The organism is Paenibacillus turpanensis (genome assembly GCF_011421635.1).
In the GTDB taxonomy this organism is placed as follows: Bacteria; Bacillota; Bacilli; order Paenibacillales; family YIM-B00363; genus Paenibacillus_AK; species Paenibacillus_AK turpanensis.
Genome location: NZ_WTLI01000028.1, coordinates 47,648 through 63,748, shown reverse-complemented (window position 1 = coordinate 63,748; position 16,101 = coordinate 47,648). Strand labels below are relative to the sequence as shown.

Below are 16,101 nucleotides of genomic sequence, written 5' to 3'. Positions count from 1 at the left end.
TGCCTTTTGTTTAAGTGCGTTAAGTCTCCTTATCCGTTTTACGAAGAAGATCGTAATTATAAGCAGGGACACGAATATCGTCGCGGCAACCCCAACAAGTTTATAAACATGAGGCACCCATAAGGACAATTCGGAATACCTACCGTTAAAGTGATATTTCATCAGCGGCTCGATCATTTTTCGCTGTTCACCTAGAACGTCATCTTCAACGTGCGATTTGCTTCCGAGTACCATAGTGGTTCTAGTTACTTGGTTATATTGCGGCCATTTCAGCGTCGATGTGCTCGGATTCCCCGTCTTTGCGAAATTGACCCACATTTCTTGGACGGTAGATGCCAGTTCTTTGTTGATGTTATTTCCGTTATAGAGTGTTTGGTCTAGGTTGTTAAATACATAGGCAAGCTCAACTGCATGAGCCGCCCCATAGTCTTTGATCGCGGACGGATAAGTCCAATAATACATGTAGGTGTTTCCGCTGTTATTAGCATGATACTGAGCTTGTAATATGGCAGGGACTCGGAACATTACCTCGTTATAAAATTCGGTCATCTTCCAAATTGGTTGATCATCTTGCATATTCATAAACGCATTAACATATTTCTTATCCTCTTTTGATATTTGGGTAACGTTATTTTGATACAAGATCGGGAGCATGAGTTTGTATTTGAACAGCCCGCCGATCTCTCCAACCCAGTATCTCGCTTCATCCGCATTTGTCCCGATTAACAGATCAACGTCGTGGCCCGCTCCTTGTTCGTAAGCCTTGTATAAATCATTGGGTATAAGCTTTCCATCTCTTGTTGGGAAGCAATTGTATTCGTTCAGGTTTTTGTTGAATTCTGTAAGTTTCTCCTCGCTCAACGCCAGCAAGTCGTCCATTGTGGAGGCGCCTGATTTTTGCATCAGCATCTGCGTCAGGTTCAGGCATTCACCTTCACCATAGGTCAAAGCGATTGAACCACTTTGCGCAATGGCTCTTGAGAAGAGCCCTTTTGCTGCCGGAGTGGACATAAGAACAGATACACTTCCGCCGCCTGCTGACTCTCCAAATATCGTCACATTACTCGCGTTTCCACCGAAATTGGTGATGTTTTGTTGGATCCACTTTAATGCCATAATTTGATCCAATATTCCTAGGTTGCGACTGTCGGAGTAATGTTCTCCCCCAGGGACGATTGAAAAATCAATAAAACCCATCATACCGATTCGATAATTGATCGTTACGAGAATCACATCTGGGTGTGCTTCAACAAAGTTATGCCCATCATACATCGGGTCGGAGGTCCCGCCCCAGCCGTACGATCCCCCATGAATGTAAACCATAACTGGCTTCAAAGGGGAAGTGGAGTCCGAACTCGTCCAGATGTTTAGGGAAAGATTGTCTTCCCCTTGCTCATAGTAAGACGCGCGCTCCGTTTCCGTTTTTGTCTGGATGCCCGATTTTCCGAAATAGTACGCTTCGAACACCTTGTTCGACTTATCGACTTCAACTGGCGGTTTCCATCTTAACTTGCCGACCGGTGGTTTAGCATACGGAATGCCCTTATACGATACGACTCTCTTCTCTTCTTTCCCAACGTATGTTCCATTGTTTGTTACGACGGCTGATTTCTTGTTGTAATCACCTGTTAGTTCCTTGTTCTCGCCATACATTTGTTTCATTGCTGTTTCTGTTTCTGTTGTTATCGACGAGCTTGAGCAACTGGTGAGCAAGAACAAGCAACAAAATAAAACGATCATGATCCTCTTCATAAGTGTCTCCCCCAAGAACATTGATTTGCCTTAAGCTACACCTTACAATAGGCTATACAGTAACTGTATAGTCAATGTCTTTTTTCAATGGAGAGGGGATAAACCGTGGAGGAACAATTATTGCTTTCCACAGGACAAATGGCAAACATCCATAAGATTAATAAGCGCACGTTGATGTATTATGACGAGATTGGGCTGTTCTCCCCAGCTGTTAAAAACTCCAATGGATATCGCTATTACACATATGCGCAGTGCACCACGCTTGAAACTATTCTTTCACTTCGTGGACTGGACATGCCGATTTCCGAGATCATGGCGTACATGTCTGAGCGGTCTCCTGAGAAACTGCTGATAGTATTGAAAGCCAAAGAAAATGAAGCCTTACTGAAAATCAACCAACTTAAGCAAGTACGATCCCTCCTAAGCCGAAAATCTGCTACCATTGAGTCAACGTTGAACGCTGTTGTAGGGCACATTTCCGTTGAGGAATACGAGGTTGAACACTACATCATCAGTCCAAAGCTAAGCGATGATACAGATGAAACGGTCGTATCTGTAATGTCCGATTCTCTTCAGCAACTCCATGAAAGGCATCTGTTTTGTCATTCGTACGGGAGCATGATTTCCGATGAGGATGTGAAGAAGGGGCGGTTCAACGTGTATAGTCATTTTTTCCTAAAAGTGTCCGAGGGCATTAATTACGACAATGTATTTATAAAACCGAAAGGCTTTTATCTACAGATGTATTGGAAAGGAGATTGGGATTCGATCCCCCAGGCTTACTCGCATATTATGGAGTACGTTCAATCACATGATTTGAGATTAACTGGTTACGCTTATGAGGAGAATGTCATTGATGACTTTACGTCCGATAATTCAAACCAATACATTACAAAGATCATGATCGCGGTGGTCCAATAAAACGAATTGCCCGTTAGCGCACTTCCCAAACCAACCTATCTGCAACACCTCACAAGAATCCGACTGAGTGAAGACCTTCAAGTTTTTATTCAGTGAGTCCACTGTAAGAGCTCTTCAGTAATGTTGGGCTCTTTTTGTTTTTCCACGTTAACCTCCCCCTTAGCTCAACATTAAAGAAGAACGCTCCCACGCATTCGCTTGGGCTACGTTCTCACTAACTTCTAGCTTTTAGTTTAACGTACACATTGCTTTTCATGCTCATCATACCAAAAGTTCGCCTCACTTATGATACGGTTCACCGTAACGGGTCTAACGCAGGAATTAAGGCCAACTTATTCGGTGTTATCTTTGAGTCGACGTCTTGATCCCCAGCCAATGATTGTATACGTATTCGAAAGGGTGGTTAATGGTACGAACAAAAACGGCCGTTCAGAGGATAACTGAACGACCTTTTTTTTACTTCTTCGCTACAATTCTTAACTTATTTCCGGAAGGGTCCGTTACTTCAATCTGCTGATTGTTCTCCCGATACACATATCCGAGCTGGTCCAGCTGAGATGTGGCGTGCAAGAACTCTTCTTCTGTAAAATGAATCGTAAACTGCTTTAATCCTAACGCATGCTCAGGAGGTTGGGGCAGCCCTTGGCCCTCCCAAGTATTCATCCCGATGTGATGATGGTATGCATCTTTCGATACGAACAGCATGTGCGTGTCCTTGGCCAAGATGTCAAATCCAAGAGCATCGATATAAAATTTTTCCGATTCAGCTATGCTAGTAACCTGTAAGTGCATATGCCCGATCCTTGTCCCGCTCGGTAACCCGCTCCATTCCTTCTCCTTTATCTCCGCCAATAAATTCTGAAGGTCTAGCGGGGCAGTACCTCCGATATATCCTCCCCTTCCATCCCTTTCCCATTGGTTGGGATCTCGATCGGCATACACCTCGATTCCGTTACCATCAGGATCGGCTAAGTAGATAGCTTCGCTGTATTGATGATCCGACGCCCCCTGCAAGGGGTAACCTTCCTGCACTGCATGCCTAAACCACAATGCCAGATCTTGTCTTGTTGGAACCAGAACCGCGTAGTGATATAACCCGGTCGTTCTGTTAGGCCGCGGAACAAAAGCTTCCTCTTCTGTAAGCACGAGCTGCGGGGTGGCGCCGTCCGTCGTCAATTTGGCCGTGTTCCCTTCCCGCTCCAGCAAGGAAAAGCCAATAAATTCCTGGTAAAAGGACAGGGACTTCGCCAAATCGGAAACCTGCAGCTCCAAATACCCGATTCTCGGTTCCAAAGCCTCCGTATATACGGTCGTATTCATGACCTCATCCCTACCTTCATTTTCTATACTGAATAACGTAGTGACCGCTCCTGCAATTGCCAGAACAATGATAACCCAGATGATCTTTTTACGTTTCATTATTTCGGTTCGATACCTCTATCTCATTGACACTCTATTGTTTGCTTTTGCCATTGAATAAATACTGATCCAATGAATACTGCTTGCTTCCGTTTAGTACAAAATAAGCGGAGATCGCGAGCAGTGCAAGATCGTACGCGTAACCGCCGATAAATCCTTGAGAGAGTTGAACCTTGATGATCGCGCCCCCCAGCAGTAAAATAAACAACGCTCCCACAATACGAGTTCCTAATCCAAGTACCAACGCAATCCCGCCGACGAGTTCAATAATAGCAACAATATAAGCTAAAAATCCCGGCAGCCCGATGCTGTCGAACCACCCGACTATATTCTCAATACCTCCTTGAAACTTGGACATGCCATGACCGATAAAGATAATGCCTGTGACGATGCGTAAAAGCAGTGCGCCTAACGTTTCTTTGTTTGCCATTCTTGTTACTCCTCCTTAAAATATTTTATATAGGAATAAAATACTCATATTAGAAAACAACAAAACAAAAAAAATAATGCGCGCATTAATTTGTTTCCTAATACAAAACTTTATTTCTTGTAGGGTAACACCAGACTTGTTGTCTGTCAACGACTTTGTTACTATGGGTTATACAAGTTTACGATCTAATCGGGGTGAGCACATTGGACATCGGTTCTAAAATCCGCGCCATTCGTAATCGAAAGAAACTAACGATCTCGCAAATGTGCGAAGGCACAGGACTATCCAAAGGATTTATCAGCAATGTCGAAAACAACAATACGTCCCCATCAATTCATACTCTGCAAACGATCGCAGAATTTCTGAACGTGCCGTTGCCGTACTTATTATTGGAAAAAAACCAGCACATGCATGTCGTTCGCAAAGATACGAGAAGAACCTCGACGTTTAAAAATTTTACCCTCGAGCATCTTACCGCCAAGGGGCGATTGCGCATGATGATCGTTGAATCCTCGCCCGGAGCATCCATTGGAGAAGAGGAACCTCATGCTCATGAAGGGGAAGAATGCCACTTCGTGCTGGAGGGAAAAGTGCTAGCCGAACAGGGAGAGGACTCCTTTATTGTGGAAGCAGGGGACTCCTTCAGTTGGAATGCCAGTGTTCCGCATATGGTTAAAAATATCGGAGACACGAAAGCCGTCATCCTGATTGCCATTTATTCTGATACGAAATTAGACGATCTCTTATAGGATGTTTTCTTCGCCCATAATCGTCCGACATAGAGGACCAAACATCCCGTGAACACAATGGATGCGATCAAATAGACGGTTTGATAGGTTGTAGCGGCAGCAATGATCCCTAGTAAAAATGAACCCCCGCCGATCCCTAGATCAAAAGAGTTGAAAAAAGAAGCCATCGCGTCCTCGTGTTCGTGTTCCCCTACTGCGTTCATACACCAGGTTTGAAGAGCCGGAAATATTTTGCACATGTCGGTTTATTTTTCTTGCTGATTGCGGATTGTTTCCGCCCTCTAAACTATGGAAGAAAATTGGTTTCGTTATACGATGACTTGTCTGTGTAAGACACATACTAAAGCAACATTTAACCATATTACGTACTCTTGTTACTATGCCTTCACTTCACACTTCACTTAAAACCATTATAGCAGAACGAATCGTCCTTCACCGGATAGCTGTCCTCCCACCTGTCTGCCTGCCCCAATGTGGCATGCGTCTATGTTTCCACGTCATGATGCAGTGTATCGTTCCCCTAGGAGGTTCAAATCACTATTTGCATCTATCGCCATAATATGTTTGCGTCATTTATGGTACGGTTCACCGCACTGTCTGTAACGGCAGTTTTAGGGCATCCTTTTGCGGGATGCCCTTTCATCATAACTAATTCGTGGGAGGATTTCCTTTCCACAAGCAAAAGGTCATCTTCCTTATTCCTTTTCATTTGGAGACGGTAACGGATTTTTGAGGGCAGGAAGTAGGACGCCGTCGATTAGTGAAGTGTAGAAGTGCTTGTCGAATGTTTTGCGCTGTACGACCAATGGTCTCCCTTTACCGTGCCGACGAAGCGATAAATCAGCTGCTCGTACCCTTTCGAATTTGGTATACGCAAGCTCATATTCCTTCAATGCGCAGCTGGTCGCCTTTCTGCCATTGAACATGTAAAAATTCCCCTAAAGGACTTCCCTGTAAGCTTATTTCGGGAATGCATAGCACAATCCTTCAGTGAAATCAAAAGCACTGGCGTAAACCGCCGGTTCTCATTACCAGCAGTGGCATAAAAGATCGAAGCGGCATGAACATCAGCATACTAAAAATAATTTACTAAACCTCACTGAGCGACCATTGATTCCAGACATTAAGATAGCCGCTTGAAAGATTCAAGGCCACCCCTTCACGGGACGGCCCTTTCGCCTTAGTTCCGAATTTGGATTACCAATTTCCCCCTGATATGCTTGGTCTCAATTTGACGATGCGCCTTGCGCAAAGCTGACTCATCCAAATGGAAGATCTCGTTTATGTGTACTTTTAGCTTTTGCTCCTGTACCCACCGATCAATCAACTCTAATTCATCACGTTTCGGGTCGACAACTACAAACTTACCGTCCACACCGTATGCTCCAACAATATCCGCAATGGATGGAGTTACAATTGAAACCACCCTGCCACCTTTCTTCAGCACCCTACAATTTTTCTCCTGTTCAAGTCCAACAACGAAATCAAGAACCATATCCACGTCTCTAACTTCTTCAGAGAAATCAGTGTTGGCGTAATCGATTACCTCATCTGCACCTAATTGACGAATAAACTCATGATTCCACGAGCTTGCTGTTGCGATAACATGGGCGCCTGTTAACTTGGCCATTTGAATCGCTACATGCCCCACACCGCCTGCCCCTCCATGGATGAGTACGCGTTCGCCTACCTTTAACTCCCCATAACGGAACAATGAATGCCAAGCTGTGAGGGCAACGGCAGGCAATGCCCCCGCTTCAATGAATGTATGATTAGAAGACAGTTTTGCGATTTGGTCCTCTTCAGCAACCGCGTATTCGGCATAAGTCCCTGAACTCCCCAAACCGAACACCCTATCCCCTTTCTTGAAGTGTTTTACACTGACTCCCACTTCCCTAACTATGCCTGCAAGGTCCAGTCCTAGAACATGCGGAAATGTATGTACCGGGAAAACCTCCTGTACTCGACCTGCCCGAATGTTACTATCGACAGGATTTACGGAACCGGCATGCAGCTCAACGATAACCTGATTGTCGTTACATGTTGGTACAGACACTTCCTGTTCTACCAGTACGTCTGGATATCCATATTCGTGGATCGCTATTGCCCTCATTTATTGTACCCCTTTCGTTATTTAACATCTGTTGATTTACCAGCATTCGTTCAGTACAATTAAAATTGTAGATCGTATCCCAGAGATCTACAATCGTTAATAATTCTGCGACTGTTCATTAATCAACACAGTTGCGATAAATGTGCATTCTTGAGGGGGTAGCAATGGGATCCGTGGATCGCAGAATCTTAAAAACGCGAGAAGCCATAAAAAAAGCCTTCTTTGAGCTCATGGCTCAAAAAGACTTTGAGAGTATTACAGTTCAGCTCATATCGGAAAGGGCCAACCTAAATCGAGGCACGTTCTATTTGCATTACTTGGATAAGTTTGATCTGTTAGACAAGTGCATCGAGGAACAATTTAATGAGTTACTGCGGGTCTGTGCAGCACAAGGGCATGATCAGACGCATGTCCCTACTTTCGAGTCACTTCTCTCGACCACAGAGTATTTTGAAGAGCATTTCCTATTCTATTCTTGCATGTTGAACAGTAAGGGGATGCCTTCCTTTCGGGATCGTATGCACCAATTAATGGTGGAAGGCATTCGTGACCAGTTGAATATGGACGACATCAATAAAGGGCTAAATAAGGAAATCCTAGTTCAATTCATGGCATCAGCGATTGTTGGCATTGTAGAGTGGTGGATCTATAACAAAATGCCTGTCCCTGCGAGCGAACTGGCTCGAGAATTGTGGGCCCTGTTGGAAAGGAATCAAATCCACAAATAAGTGAATTTGCGTCATTTATGGTACGGTTCACCGTAACGGTCTAACGGCAAAAAAGGCACCAATTAGGCGCCTTCTCCAATATGCCTCACCATCTACCCTCCCGCCAATATATCCTTCCTTGTGAGGATCCAGGCCTGAGGCAGGCCTAACCAAAAGCCCGAAATCGGCATAGTGACTGCTCCAATCACACATAACAGAAACAGCATCCATCCGAAAGCGGCGGGTGGCGAAATTTTTCCTTTTTTGATCATCCAATCCGTTAAATATCCGAGCAGGATCAACAGAAAACCAAACATCATAAACCAGAACGAGGTTCCCAGCTCCCAATCGCCCTCCTGAACGGTGTCCCATACGCCTTCAGAGAAGATTGGTAATAAATGCTTCATATAAATGGTCAGTCCGACTCCTGAATGAAGCAGTCCGGTCAGCATGAGCAGTACCCCGACCTGTTGCTTTATTTTCCTTACTGCCATAACGTGTTCACCCCTTATTCATTTGTCCGCAATCGGTTACTCACTCGAAATGCTGATCTTACGGGCGGCGGGAGGTCCTGATTCCTCCTCCATCGTATCGATCATACTATCAATTACAGCTCGCGACGCCAGCAGCCATTCCTTCATCGCGTTCCTTACATGCTTTTCTGGTTGATTTTGCTCTAGTTGTCCTAGGAACCGCTCCGCAAAGCTCAGACCCTCCCGGGCCCACTCCAACCCAAGACCGCTCTTTCTCACGTTCCTCGCCCCTTTTCTTGTATATCCCGATTACCGAAACGGATGATTAACCGATCCTCTACATACTTCGCGCCCCTAACCTGCCGTCCCATTAATAGTCTCGGCAGAATTACCTTGCGTTTGTACGCACCCGCATTCACAGTTAATTCGTCTCCCATCTGCGTTAAATCCAGATCAGCCTTATCCACAAAAGGAATTCGGAGCTCCAGCAGTATCTCTTCGCCCTCTTCCCGGATCGTCTCCGTTCTGCCGCGGTACAACATCCCGGAGGGATCAAGGTCCTTAAACACGATATCCGCCAGCTCCTCAAGAACCTGTATTCCGACCACCTCCCTCCGCATTAAGGGAGCCTTTAAGATCGGCAGAGGGTGGAAGTTTACCGAAACCTCCTCCTCATATTTCTTATGAAGGCTCCGCCAATTCGCAAAAAAACCCTCCCCCACTTCATCCGGTAGTACCCGGTTCACAATGACCGCATCCGTATTGAACCCAAACAGATTCAGATAAGTGAAAGAGCGCTTTGCCTCAGCAAGCACCATCTTCTCGGGATTCAGTACAATTCGGATGGATGTGGTCTCGGGGTCTAAGACAATTCTCTGCATATCGCTCAAATCCCTTACAAAACGTTCGATGCTGTCCAAAACATGGTCGGAAGGGAGCTCAATACTGTTAACTACTTTCGCTACAGGCCGGACGAACTTAACCAACTTGCGCTCATAGGGAAATATCTTCTCTAACCACCAATTCAATACATTGGGATAACTAAGCAGGCGCAGGGTCTCTCCGGTCGGAGCGCAATCAACGACAAGCACGTCGTATTCTCCGCTTTGGGCATGCCTCTTGATTTGCAATAAGCTAAACAGCTCCTCCATTCCAGGGAATACCAGCATTTCCTCCGTCGTAATATCCTTAAGCTGGGCTTTATCGAGCATCGCCGATAACCACCCCTGCACAGCTCCCCAATTTTTCTCCGTCTCCCTCAGGCTGTTTACTTCCTGGCCCCATAGGTTATCGCTTATCAGTACCGGTTCGGGTCCAATAGGTACCGCCAACGAATCCGCCAAGCTATGTGCTGCGTCCGTGCTGAGGATCAGCGTTCGCTTCCCCTGCCGTGCCAATTTGACTGCAGTTGCAGCAGCAATACTTGTTTTGCCAACTCCGCCCTTACCCGTGTAGATAATAATCCTCATGCCACCCGCTCCTTTTAGTACGATTTCGTAGTATTTGCTTGTAAAAAAACCGGTAAATACCGGTCAATCCTCAATATCAATTTTTCTTGCTTGGTTCTTCGCTTCATATTGCCTTGCGGGCTCCTCACCCTGGAATACCTTGGCTGCCTTGAGCAGGAGCCTCGTAAATTCATCTAATTCCTCGGGGGTAAAAGCCTCTTCCAGCCTTCCGAGCATCTCATGCATAAGGTGCTCCCATTCCTTAGCCAACCGTCGGCCTTCTTGCGTGAGCGTGACGAGCCTCACCCGTTGGTCTTGCGCTGATATAGCCCGTGCGATGAATCCTTTGCGTTCAAGCCGTGCAGCAATGCTGGTCATTGAGCTTAGAGGCGCCCCCATCTCGGAAGCAAGCTCCGACATTGTTTGGTCTCCCCGAAAGAGCAAAATCAATAGCGTGGTTAAATCTGAACGGGTTACCTTTTGTTCCAAATGCAGAGTATCAGTCATAAAAGCGAACGGACGTAAGCCGGTCTTAAGGAAGAGGTCATATAGCTGCTGCATACCGGCAACTCCTTTTTAATACGAATACGTAGTATTTCTGAATTCATCTTAATACGAATTCGTAGTAATGTCAATGATCTTACATACCTTCATTTGTGATACGGCTCACCGCAATATACCTAAGCACAAAGCGAAGTTTGACCACAACGTTTACATCAGTATATAAAGATGAACCCACTCCTGACTATGGAGTGGGTTTTTAGGAGAACTTACTTTCAAGCATGCTATTGCATCCATTCCTGTAAATCCTCAGGCAGTTTGTACGTGGCTAAGTGGGTATGGTTCACCAACTTTTCCGAAGGTCCGACAGATATTTGGTAAGTAATGCGGTCTTTCCCTACAGGAACACCGTGTCCTAGACTGGGTTCAACCTCTATTGTCATCTGGAATATAAAACCCCGAAATCCATTCAACCTCTCACTGTCAATAACTGATATGTGCCACGGCTTGATTTCGGGCTTTAGCTTTAGAATGCGGGGATAATAATAGTCTCTAACCACTTCATAGATATTGTTACTTAGAAAAAGCATAAGCATGTCTTCGGTTCTAAGCTGTGGTGAATCTTGTGTCGGTTCTGAATTAGCAATACTCTGTGGCATCATAAGAGTTATGCTTACAATGCAGGCTGTAACCAGTCTCTTCATAAGATGCTTTCCCTTCTCTGCTCATCGTATCGGTCAGATTCTACTCATAGTCGGAGGTTGCCGAGGTTGTAACGGTTAATTTAGGCGCTTTTTGGGAGCATGCAACCGGATGAGCATGAACGTGAGTGGTTGCAATGCTATCTGCGGAGTCACACCCAGAAAGCCTAATCCGTTTCAGCACCTTCCGGTAAAAACTTGCCCTTATTTGTGGTACGGCTCACCGCGCTGTCTGGGACGGCAAGTTTTATAAAATAAACGGCTGCCGTCTTGGCAGCCGCACCCACTTTATTCATCTTCTGACCTTACCTCTGCAATCTTTTTGACTAATGCCTTAACTATTTCGTTTATTTGCAATTCAAAATCCCCTGTTCTATAAAAATGAAATCCACCGATTTTTGTAGTTTCATCAAAAAGGCCCGTCGGTGCATTATCGAACCAGATAGGAATTACACTTGCATCCCCAAACCTATCTTTAAATTGTTCTGATTCAAATCGCGTCCAGATTCTTTTTGGGTAATCAGGACCTAATAGGACTACCACAAACTGCGCTTCACTTCGATAAATTGGGCTAAGATATTCCTCAACGTTCTCCGCGAGTATTCTATGTTGTTCGTTTTTGTCGTAAAATACCGACACCTCTTCTTCTACCAAATTACTGAAGAGAGCTTCGGCGACATCCCTGTCACTTCCAGCAAATGAAAGTGCATAATCATAGCTGGATTTAAAGTTAATTGTCTTGTAGCCGACTTGTAAGACAAACTTCTTCCACTGAATATTCCTGATGTAGTATACGAATTTAGGATCCTCTACACTGATGACATGAGTGTTAGGTTCATAATGTATACATTCTGCAAAGAGTTCTGCGTGGTCTCCATTTAAAAAACCCTCAAGATAACCTTTTTCCATTACTGTAATTACACTGCTTCTATGTTTAGGATACTTTCTTACTGCTTCAATTAGATCAAGAGCCCATTCATTACTTATTGCAAGCCAGTATAGAATATGCAAGTATGGGGCTCTACCATCTTTTCTAAGCTTTGGTCCTGTCGCAAAGGCTCTTGCTGTTTCATAAAATGCGCGACCCAGATCATCAAAAACCTTTTCTTTGATAACTTCAAAACTCGTCGTCACAACTGTATGTTCTTCTTGCGCTTCGAGCACATCACCGTGGATACATATTTCTTTTGATAGCATTTGTGCTATGTGAAAGCTTCCTTGGGCTTCATTTGCTATTTCCTGCTTTGTGTTAATTGTGATATTAAGTACACGTTCTCCGTTTTCAATAAGCTCAAGAACTTTCTCTACAGGATTGGACTCAAATCTAATTGTGTCAATTCGGTTATTTAAATCACGCGCGAATTTAACAAGCGAATCCCCGGCTTTGTTAATTCCAACTATCACAATCTTTGTTTCGGTTGACTCTTCGTCGGCTAAGGTCTTCATATAATCTGCGATTGCGTTTTTTGTCTCGGCGTCTAAACGATGAAAATCATCAATAATAATAATGCCTCTAGGCTCTGTTGTAGGTATAGCTTTTATAGCTTCAACTTCCTTAACTTTACGGGCTGATAATTTGCATATTGGCAGACCTATTCCCGATAGCGATTTTACAGTTCGTACCGGTGGAGCAGCATTATGATGTGATCGAACTTATGGAAACGGTGACGCGGGAGTATTACGAATCCATCGGCTTGAGTGAAGCTTATGCGCAGCAGTTGGCGAGGGAAGCGATGGAGGAACATACGTAACGAAAAGGAGAACGCCTGTCATGGAAGTTCTCCCTTGTGGTGCTTGGTGGAGCGTACCGTCTGAGGGTTTGAACAAAGATAAGCAAGCTTACAGCATGTATCAAAGGCACTTCCCTAATCAGTGAATTCAATACTTACGAACCAACTTCCTCATTGAGCTGCGTCAGATTTCTTTCCCTTAATACTTCCACTAAAGCTATATCCATTTGCTCTCTTGATACTATTAATAGATTTGAAGTATCAAATGTATTCTTCTCAGCGTAGCGAAGATAATGAAGGTATCGGACTAGTTTAACAAATGCCCTCATTTTTTCGTCCGACCACGGAATGACTACCCCAAATCTTCCAAGAGCTGAGGCATTAATAGCACCACCCATTAGATGCTTTCTACTTACCAAATGCTCAATTTCAATTGCCATAAAACATCTTGCATTATGATTCATATACAGAATATCTTCATAATGTCCAGGTACAACAAAGCCGTCTCCATATCTCTCTAAATTGGTTCGATTATATTCAACCAACTTCCTCATAAACTCTTCAACTTGGGGGATTCTTAACATCTCATCATATACATATCCCAAGCGCTCATGAGTTGCGAATGGACCCACTGCTACATCTAACCTTGGAGAATAAATCGAGAGGCCATACTCATCCCTCATTGAAGACCATTCTTCCTGAATAGCATCAATATTAAATACTTGCTTTAAATAATCTTTCAGTTGCAATTGATACGAGTGAAGAACATTATTTCTAAATCTCCCCAGAGATTCTCTCACAAAATCAGTCCATTCAAGTAAATTTATTCCGTTCCATCCTCGTCATCTTCGTCATCCTCGCCTGTATAATACACAGCCGTTTCAGCCAGTGTTGCAACTACTGGAATCAACTGGTCTTCTTTATTCCAACAAATCGCGCCTGTTGGCACATCTTTCGTAAAATCTAACAAACTGGATAAGAGACTTTCCACAACCGAGAATAGCTCCTCGTTCTTCTTTAATTGAATTAATGCGTTATACGGTTTGCCTGATTTAATAGCCTGTCCAAAATATGCCCCTTCAAAATTCGGTAATGAAGCAACTACTCTTACTTTACTTGGAGCTACAGATTCATTAACCACTCCTACAATATTATTATTCTGTGCCCACGCTGAGTTTCTCCTTTTACCATCCTTAGTTCGAGGAAAGTCACTGTCATGCAACACCGAATAACCTGAGCCAAAATGATTTAATATCTTACAAAGTGATACAATTGTAGCCTTGCCTCGTGCCCTTATAATATGCACGTTTTTGTAAAGATCAGGCCTTTTTGAAATTATGTACTTAAAAGCTGTATATTCAGTGTCACCTTCAACAATAATTGAATGTCCGCCAAAGAAAAATTCAGCCACATGCGGATCAAACATATTTAATAGCTTGAGATGTTCGCGGTCGTTGTCATCAAGCTTTACCTTTTCTGGACGAAAAACGGTCGTGCCTAAAATCTCGCCGTTGCCAGCCCTCTCCACTCTGACGATAGTTGTGTTATCTCTTGATACATCAATAAATGATGGGGAATGCGTAGTAACCATCACTTGCCAGTCACTTTTGGTAGGAAGATCATATAATACCTTACAGGCCTCTCTAACGGCATTAGGATGAAGGCACAATTCAGGTTCGTCTAATAAAAGAACATGCGGACGGGATGATTTTGATTTCTTAGCAGTCTCAGCCTGAGCTATTAGTCTAAGAGCAGACCACAACAATGTTCTCCTAGCCCCGCTCCCTTGTTTATCAATAGCACTTTGATAACCAAGCTCAGGGCCCATTAGTAATTTGGACGATGTTTTAAATAAAGAAAGATCGTTTTCAATATTGTCATCCGCTTTGGAATCAAATTTCACTACATACCCTGGAAATATACTCGAAATGGCTGCGGATAGTTCTGTCTCAATTGATTCTATCTCCGACTTGGATTCATCCAGTATTTTTTTCCGAATACCAGAAAGTTGATTAAGGAGTCTAGCATACTCTGTTTCCTCCCCGTCGTCAGAAGAAGTTTGCTGTATTGCTTTAACACGCTCTTTAACAATAGCAGTCAGTAGTTCAATTATTTGTTTCTCTTGCTCCAGAGGATGAGCAAAAGCTTCTACCATATGTGGTTGGGGTCTATTTTCCTTTGCAACATTAGGTGCTCCCCAAGGGACTTGATTATCCCATTCATTTTTTTCAACATCAAAACCTTGACGCTTAGGGTCTGTGTTGGGAGAACTCCAAATCCAGCGCTCTTTGACCAGTGCTTCCTCGTTTTCATTGTCTTTTTGAACCCATCGAGTTGCGGGTGAGGTATCCCCGTTAACAATAGTATGTAGTTCAATTTCCGGAAGATTATCGGAGTCAACAATACCATTTGGAAAATCAGCTTCAGTGAGTCGTGCCTTATTAGAACCATGGCTCATAACTACTTCATATGCTTTCAATATTGAGCTTTTGCCAGCATTGTTTGAGCCAACTAAAACTACGATTTCGTCCAAATCTATTGTTACAGGGCTACTGCCTATACAACGATAGTTCTTAATAATCATTCTTCTAAGCTTTGGACGACTTGCTTCAAACCATGAAAATAGGTCTTCAGTAGCCTCTTGAGCCTTCTTCTTAGGTGGCATCCGCTTCACCCCAATGGTTAAATTTAACTTATTTAATAGGATTATAGCACCATTGGAAGTGTTGTTCCACATATAAACAGAACTATATACAGGACCAGCAAAACACGTTCCCATCGCCAAGAACACATCACTGACATCGAATCGCCTTCAACAAGAAACTCAGACCTTTCTTAAAGTTCTTCTGTTTTATCAGCAACTGACTCCAACTGTGCAAACAGAAACAATGAAAAAATTTCACGAGCAAATTTCATTGAAGGGACTAGATCGGTATCACCTGTAACAAGTATTATCTTCTCTACTATATCCTTACTCGATAACCGTGCGCCATCAAGGCCGAACTTGATATCATTTGACTTATGCATGCTCCTAAACTCAGTTCTTCCGTTACTTCGGGAACAATGGTATTATTTCGCCCAATGGTACAATTTTCTTTTAATTAAGAAGGAAGCTGATATTTGATGTTATTCGCACTTAAATTCTAAGGAGTGGTTT

The 16,101-nt window shown here is 43.8% G+C and carries 19 protein-coding genes and 1 pseudogene; 4 read left to right on the top strand and 16 right to left on the bottom strand.

All coding sequences use genetic code 11. From position 1 onward, the window contains the following. Positions 1-1,752: carboxylesterase/lipase family protein (locus GQS10_RS20925; RefSeq protein WP_166245895.1), on the bottom strand; the 1,752-nt coding region annotated here is incomplete at its 3' end. Between the two features lie 105 nt (positions 1,753-1,857). On the opposite strand from GQS10_RS20925, the gene GQS10_RS20920 reads away from it, so the two are divergent. Further along, positions 1,858-2,673, top strand: coding sequence for a MerR family transcriptional regulator (locus GQS10_RS20920; protein ID WP_166245893.1), 816 nt, complete (start codon positions 1,858-1,860; stop codon positions 2,671-2,673). Positions 2,674-3,129: 456 nt separating this feature from the next. On the opposite strand, the gene GQS10_RS20915 is transcribed toward GQS10_RS20920, so the two are convergent. Together GQS10_RS20915 and GQS10_RS20910 are read right to left on the bottom strand one after the other, a co-directional pair. Further along, positions 3,130-3,993, bottom strand: a complete 864-nt coding sequence (locus GQS10_RS20915) for a VOC family protein (protein ID WP_166245891.1) — start codon at positions 3,991-3,993, stop codon at positions 3,130-3,132. Positions 3,994-4,126: 133 nt separating this feature from the next. Then, the gene (locus tag GQS10_RS20910) at positions 4,127-4,522 is read right to left on the bottom strand and encodes a DoxX family protein (protein ID WP_166245889.1); all 396 of its coding nucleotides are present in this window, start codon (positions 4,520-4,522) and stop codon (positions 4,127-4,129) included. Between the two features lie 203 nt (positions 4,523-4,725). On the opposite strand from GQS10_RS20910, the gene GQS10_RS20905 reads away from it, so the two are divergent. Beyond that, positions 4,726-5,271: a helix-turn-helix domain-containing protein gene (locus tag GQS10_RS20905; RefSeq protein WP_166245887.1), complete on the top strand. Its 546-nt coding sequence runs from the start codon at positions 4,726-4,728 to the stop codon at positions 5,269-5,271. Here GQS10_RS20905 and GQS10_RS23835 read toward each other — a convergent pair. From GQS10_RS23835 to GQS10_RS20895, 3 genes and pseudogenes are all read right to left on the bottom strand, one after another. Next, positions 5,238-5,501: pseudogene (locus GQS10_RS23835) on the bottom strand (MFS transporter); the annotation flags it as partial. The gene GQS10_RS20905 and the pseudogene GQS10_RS23835 sit on opposite strands and share 34 nt — an antisense overlap. Positions 5,502-5,966: 465 nt before the next feature. After that, positions 5,967-6,197, bottom strand: coding sequence for a hypothetical protein (locus GQS10_RS23350; RefSeq protein WP_243735314.1), 231 nt, complete (start codon positions 6,195-6,197; stop codon positions 5,967-5,969). Between the two features lie 254 nt (positions 6,198-6,451). After that, positions 6,452-7,384, bottom strand: coding sequence for an NADP-dependent oxidoreductase (locus GQS10_RS20895; protein WP_166245885.1), 933 nt, complete (start codon positions 7,382-7,384; stop codon positions 6,452-6,454). Positions 7,385-7,548: 164 nt separating this feature from the next. Here GQS10_RS20895 and GQS10_RS20890 point away from each other — a divergent pair, with 164 nt between their 5' ends. Then, on the top strand, positions 7,549-8,112 hold the full coding sequence (locus tag GQS10_RS20890; protein ID WP_207952372.1) for a TetR/AcrR family transcriptional regulator: 564 nt from the start codon (positions 7,549-7,551) through the stop codon (positions 8,110-8,112). A gap of 92 nt (positions 8,113-8,204) precedes the next feature. Here GQS10_RS20890 and GQS10_RS20885 read toward each other — a convergent pair whose 3' ends face one another. The 7 genes from GQS10_RS20885 to GQS10_RS20860 form a co-directional block, all read right to left on the bottom strand. Next, positions 8,205-8,585: a DUF6463 family protein gene (locus GQS10_RS20885; RefSeq protein ID WP_166245883.1), complete on the bottom strand. Its 381-nt coding sequence runs from the start codon at positions 8,583-8,585 to the stop codon at positions 8,205-8,207. A 36-nt stretch (positions 8,586-8,621) separates the two neighbouring features. Beyond that, positions 8,622-8,843, bottom strand: a complete 222-nt coding sequence (locus GQS10_RS20880; protein ID WP_341805113.1) for a hypothetical protein — start codon at positions 8,841-8,843, stop codon at positions 8,622-8,624. Beyond that, the gene (locus GQS10_RS20875) at positions 8,840-10,033 is read right to left on the bottom strand and encodes an ArsA family ATPase (RefSeq protein WP_166245882.1); all 1,194 of its coding nucleotides are present in this window, start codon (positions 10,031-10,033) and stop codon (positions 8,840-8,842) included. Before GQS10_RS20875 ends, GQS10_RS20880 begins: the two co-directional genes overlap by 4 nt. Before the next feature lie 63 nt (positions 10,034-10,096). Then, positions 10,097-10,573 carry a MarR family winged helix-turn-helix transcriptional regulator gene (locus tag GQS10_RS20870; protein WP_166245880.1) on the bottom strand — a complete coding sequence of 159 codons (477 nt, stop codon included), beginning with the start codon at positions 10,571-10,573 and terminating at the stop codon, positions 10,097-10,099. A gap of 224 nt (positions 10,574-10,797) precedes the next feature. Further along, positions 10,798-11,103: a DUF3888 domain-containing protein gene (locus GQS10_RS20865; RefSeq protein WP_243735317.1), complete on the bottom strand. Its 306-nt coding sequence runs from the start codon at positions 11,101-11,103 to the stop codon at positions 10,798-10,800. A 278-nt stretch (positions 11,104-11,381) separates the two neighbouring features. Continuing rightward, positions 11,382-11,510 carry a hypothetical protein gene (locus GQS10_RS23590; RefSeq protein ID WP_279538055.1) on the bottom strand — a complete coding sequence of 43 codons (129 nt, stop codon included), beginning with the start codon at positions 11,508-11,510 and terminating at the stop codon, positions 11,382-11,384. After that, positions 11,503-12,660 carry a TIR domain-containing protein gene (locus GQS10_RS20860; RefSeq protein WP_243735313.1) on the bottom strand — a complete coding sequence of 386 codons (1,158 nt, stop codon included), beginning with the start codon at positions 12,658-12,660 and terminating at the stop codon, positions 11,503-11,505. Before GQS10_RS20860 ends, GQS10_RS23590 begins: the two co-directional genes overlap by 8 nt. Positions 12,661-12,839: 179 nt before the next feature. On the opposite strand from GQS10_RS20860, the gene GQS10_RS23585 reads away from it, so the two are divergent. Continuing rightward, entirely contained in the window at positions 12,840-12,965 is a 126-nt protein-coding gene (locus GQS10_RS23585; protein WP_279538053.1) for a hypothetical protein, read from the top strand. A gap of 134 nt (positions 12,966-13,099) precedes the next feature. Here GQS10_RS23585 and GQS10_RS20855 read toward each other — a convergent pair whose 3' ends face one another. The 3 genes from GQS10_RS20855 to GQS10_RS20845 form a co-directional block, all read right to left on the bottom strand. Beyond that, a complete protein-coding gene (locus tag GQS10_RS20855; protein ID WP_166245875.1) occupies positions 13,100-13,693 on the bottom strand; it encodes a hypothetical protein in 594 nt (197 codons plus the stop codon). Between the two features lie 74 nt (positions 13,694-13,767). After that, positions 13,768-15,723 carry an ATP-dependent nuclease gene (locus GQS10_RS20850; protein ID WP_243735316.1) on the bottom strand — a complete coding sequence of 652 codons (1,956 nt, stop codon included), beginning with the start codon at positions 15,721-15,723 and terminating at the stop codon, positions 13,768-13,770. Between the two features lie 56 nt (positions 15,724-15,779). Then, complete coding sequence (locus tag GQS10_RS20845) at positions 15,780-15,971, bottom strand: NYN domain-containing protein (RefSeq protein ID WP_166245873.1); 192 nt, start codon at positions 15,969-15,971, stop codon at positions 15,780-15,782. Positions 15,972-16,101 lie beyond the last annotated feature (130 nt).

Coding starts and splice junctions, on each gene's coding strand:
- GQS10_RS20870 (WP_166245880.1), bottom strand. CDS start 10,573: ATGCAGCAGCTATATGACCTCTTCCTTAAGACCGGCTTACGTCCGTTC.
- GQS10_RS20885 (WP_166245883.1), bottom strand. CDS start 8,585: ATGGCAGTAAGGAAAATAAAGCAACAGGTCGGGGTACTGCTCATGCTG.
- GQS10_RS23590 (WP_279538055.1), bottom strand. CDS start 11,510: ATGAATAAAGTGGGTGCGGCTGCCAAGACGGCAGCCGTTTATTTTATA.
- GQS10_RS20845 (WP_166245873.1), bottom strand. CDS start 15,971: ATGCATAAGTCAAATGATATCAAGTTCGGCCTTGATGGCGCACGGTTA.
- GQS10_RS20850 (WP_243735316.1), bottom strand. CDS start 15,723: ATGGGAACGTGTTTTGCTGGTCCTGTATATAGTTCTGTTTATATGTGG.
- GQS10_RS23350 (WP_243735314.1), bottom strand. CDS start 6,197: ATGTTCAATGGCAGAAAGGCGACCAGCTGCGCATTGAAGGAATATGAG.
- GQS10_RS20915 (WP_166245891.1), bottom strand. CDS start 3,993: ATGAATACGACCGTATATACGGAGGCTTTGGAACCGAGAATCGGGTAT.
- GQS10_RS20895 (WP_166245885.1), bottom strand. CDS start 7,384: ATGAGGGCAATAGCGATCCACGAATATGGATATCCAGACGTACTGGTA.
- GQS10_RS20875 (WP_166245882.1), bottom strand. CDS start 10,033: ATGAGGATTATTATCTACACGGGTAAGGGCGGAGTTGGCAAAACAAGT.
- GQS10_RS20910 (WP_166245889.1), bottom strand. CDS start 4,522: ATGGCAAACAAAGAAACGTTAGGCGCACTGCTTTTACGCATCGTCACA.
- GQS10_RS20860 (WP_243735313.1), bottom strand. CDS start 12,660: ATGAAGACCTTAGCCGACGAAGAGTCAACCGAAACAAAGATTGTGATA.
- GQS10_RS20865 (WP_243735317.1), bottom strand. CDS start 11,103: ATGCTTTTTCTAAGTAACAATATCTATGAAGTGGTTAGAGACTATTAT.
- GQS10_RS20890 (WP_207952372.1), top strand. CDS start 7,549: ATGGGATCCGTGGATCGCAGAATCTTAAAAACGCGAGAAGCCATAAAA.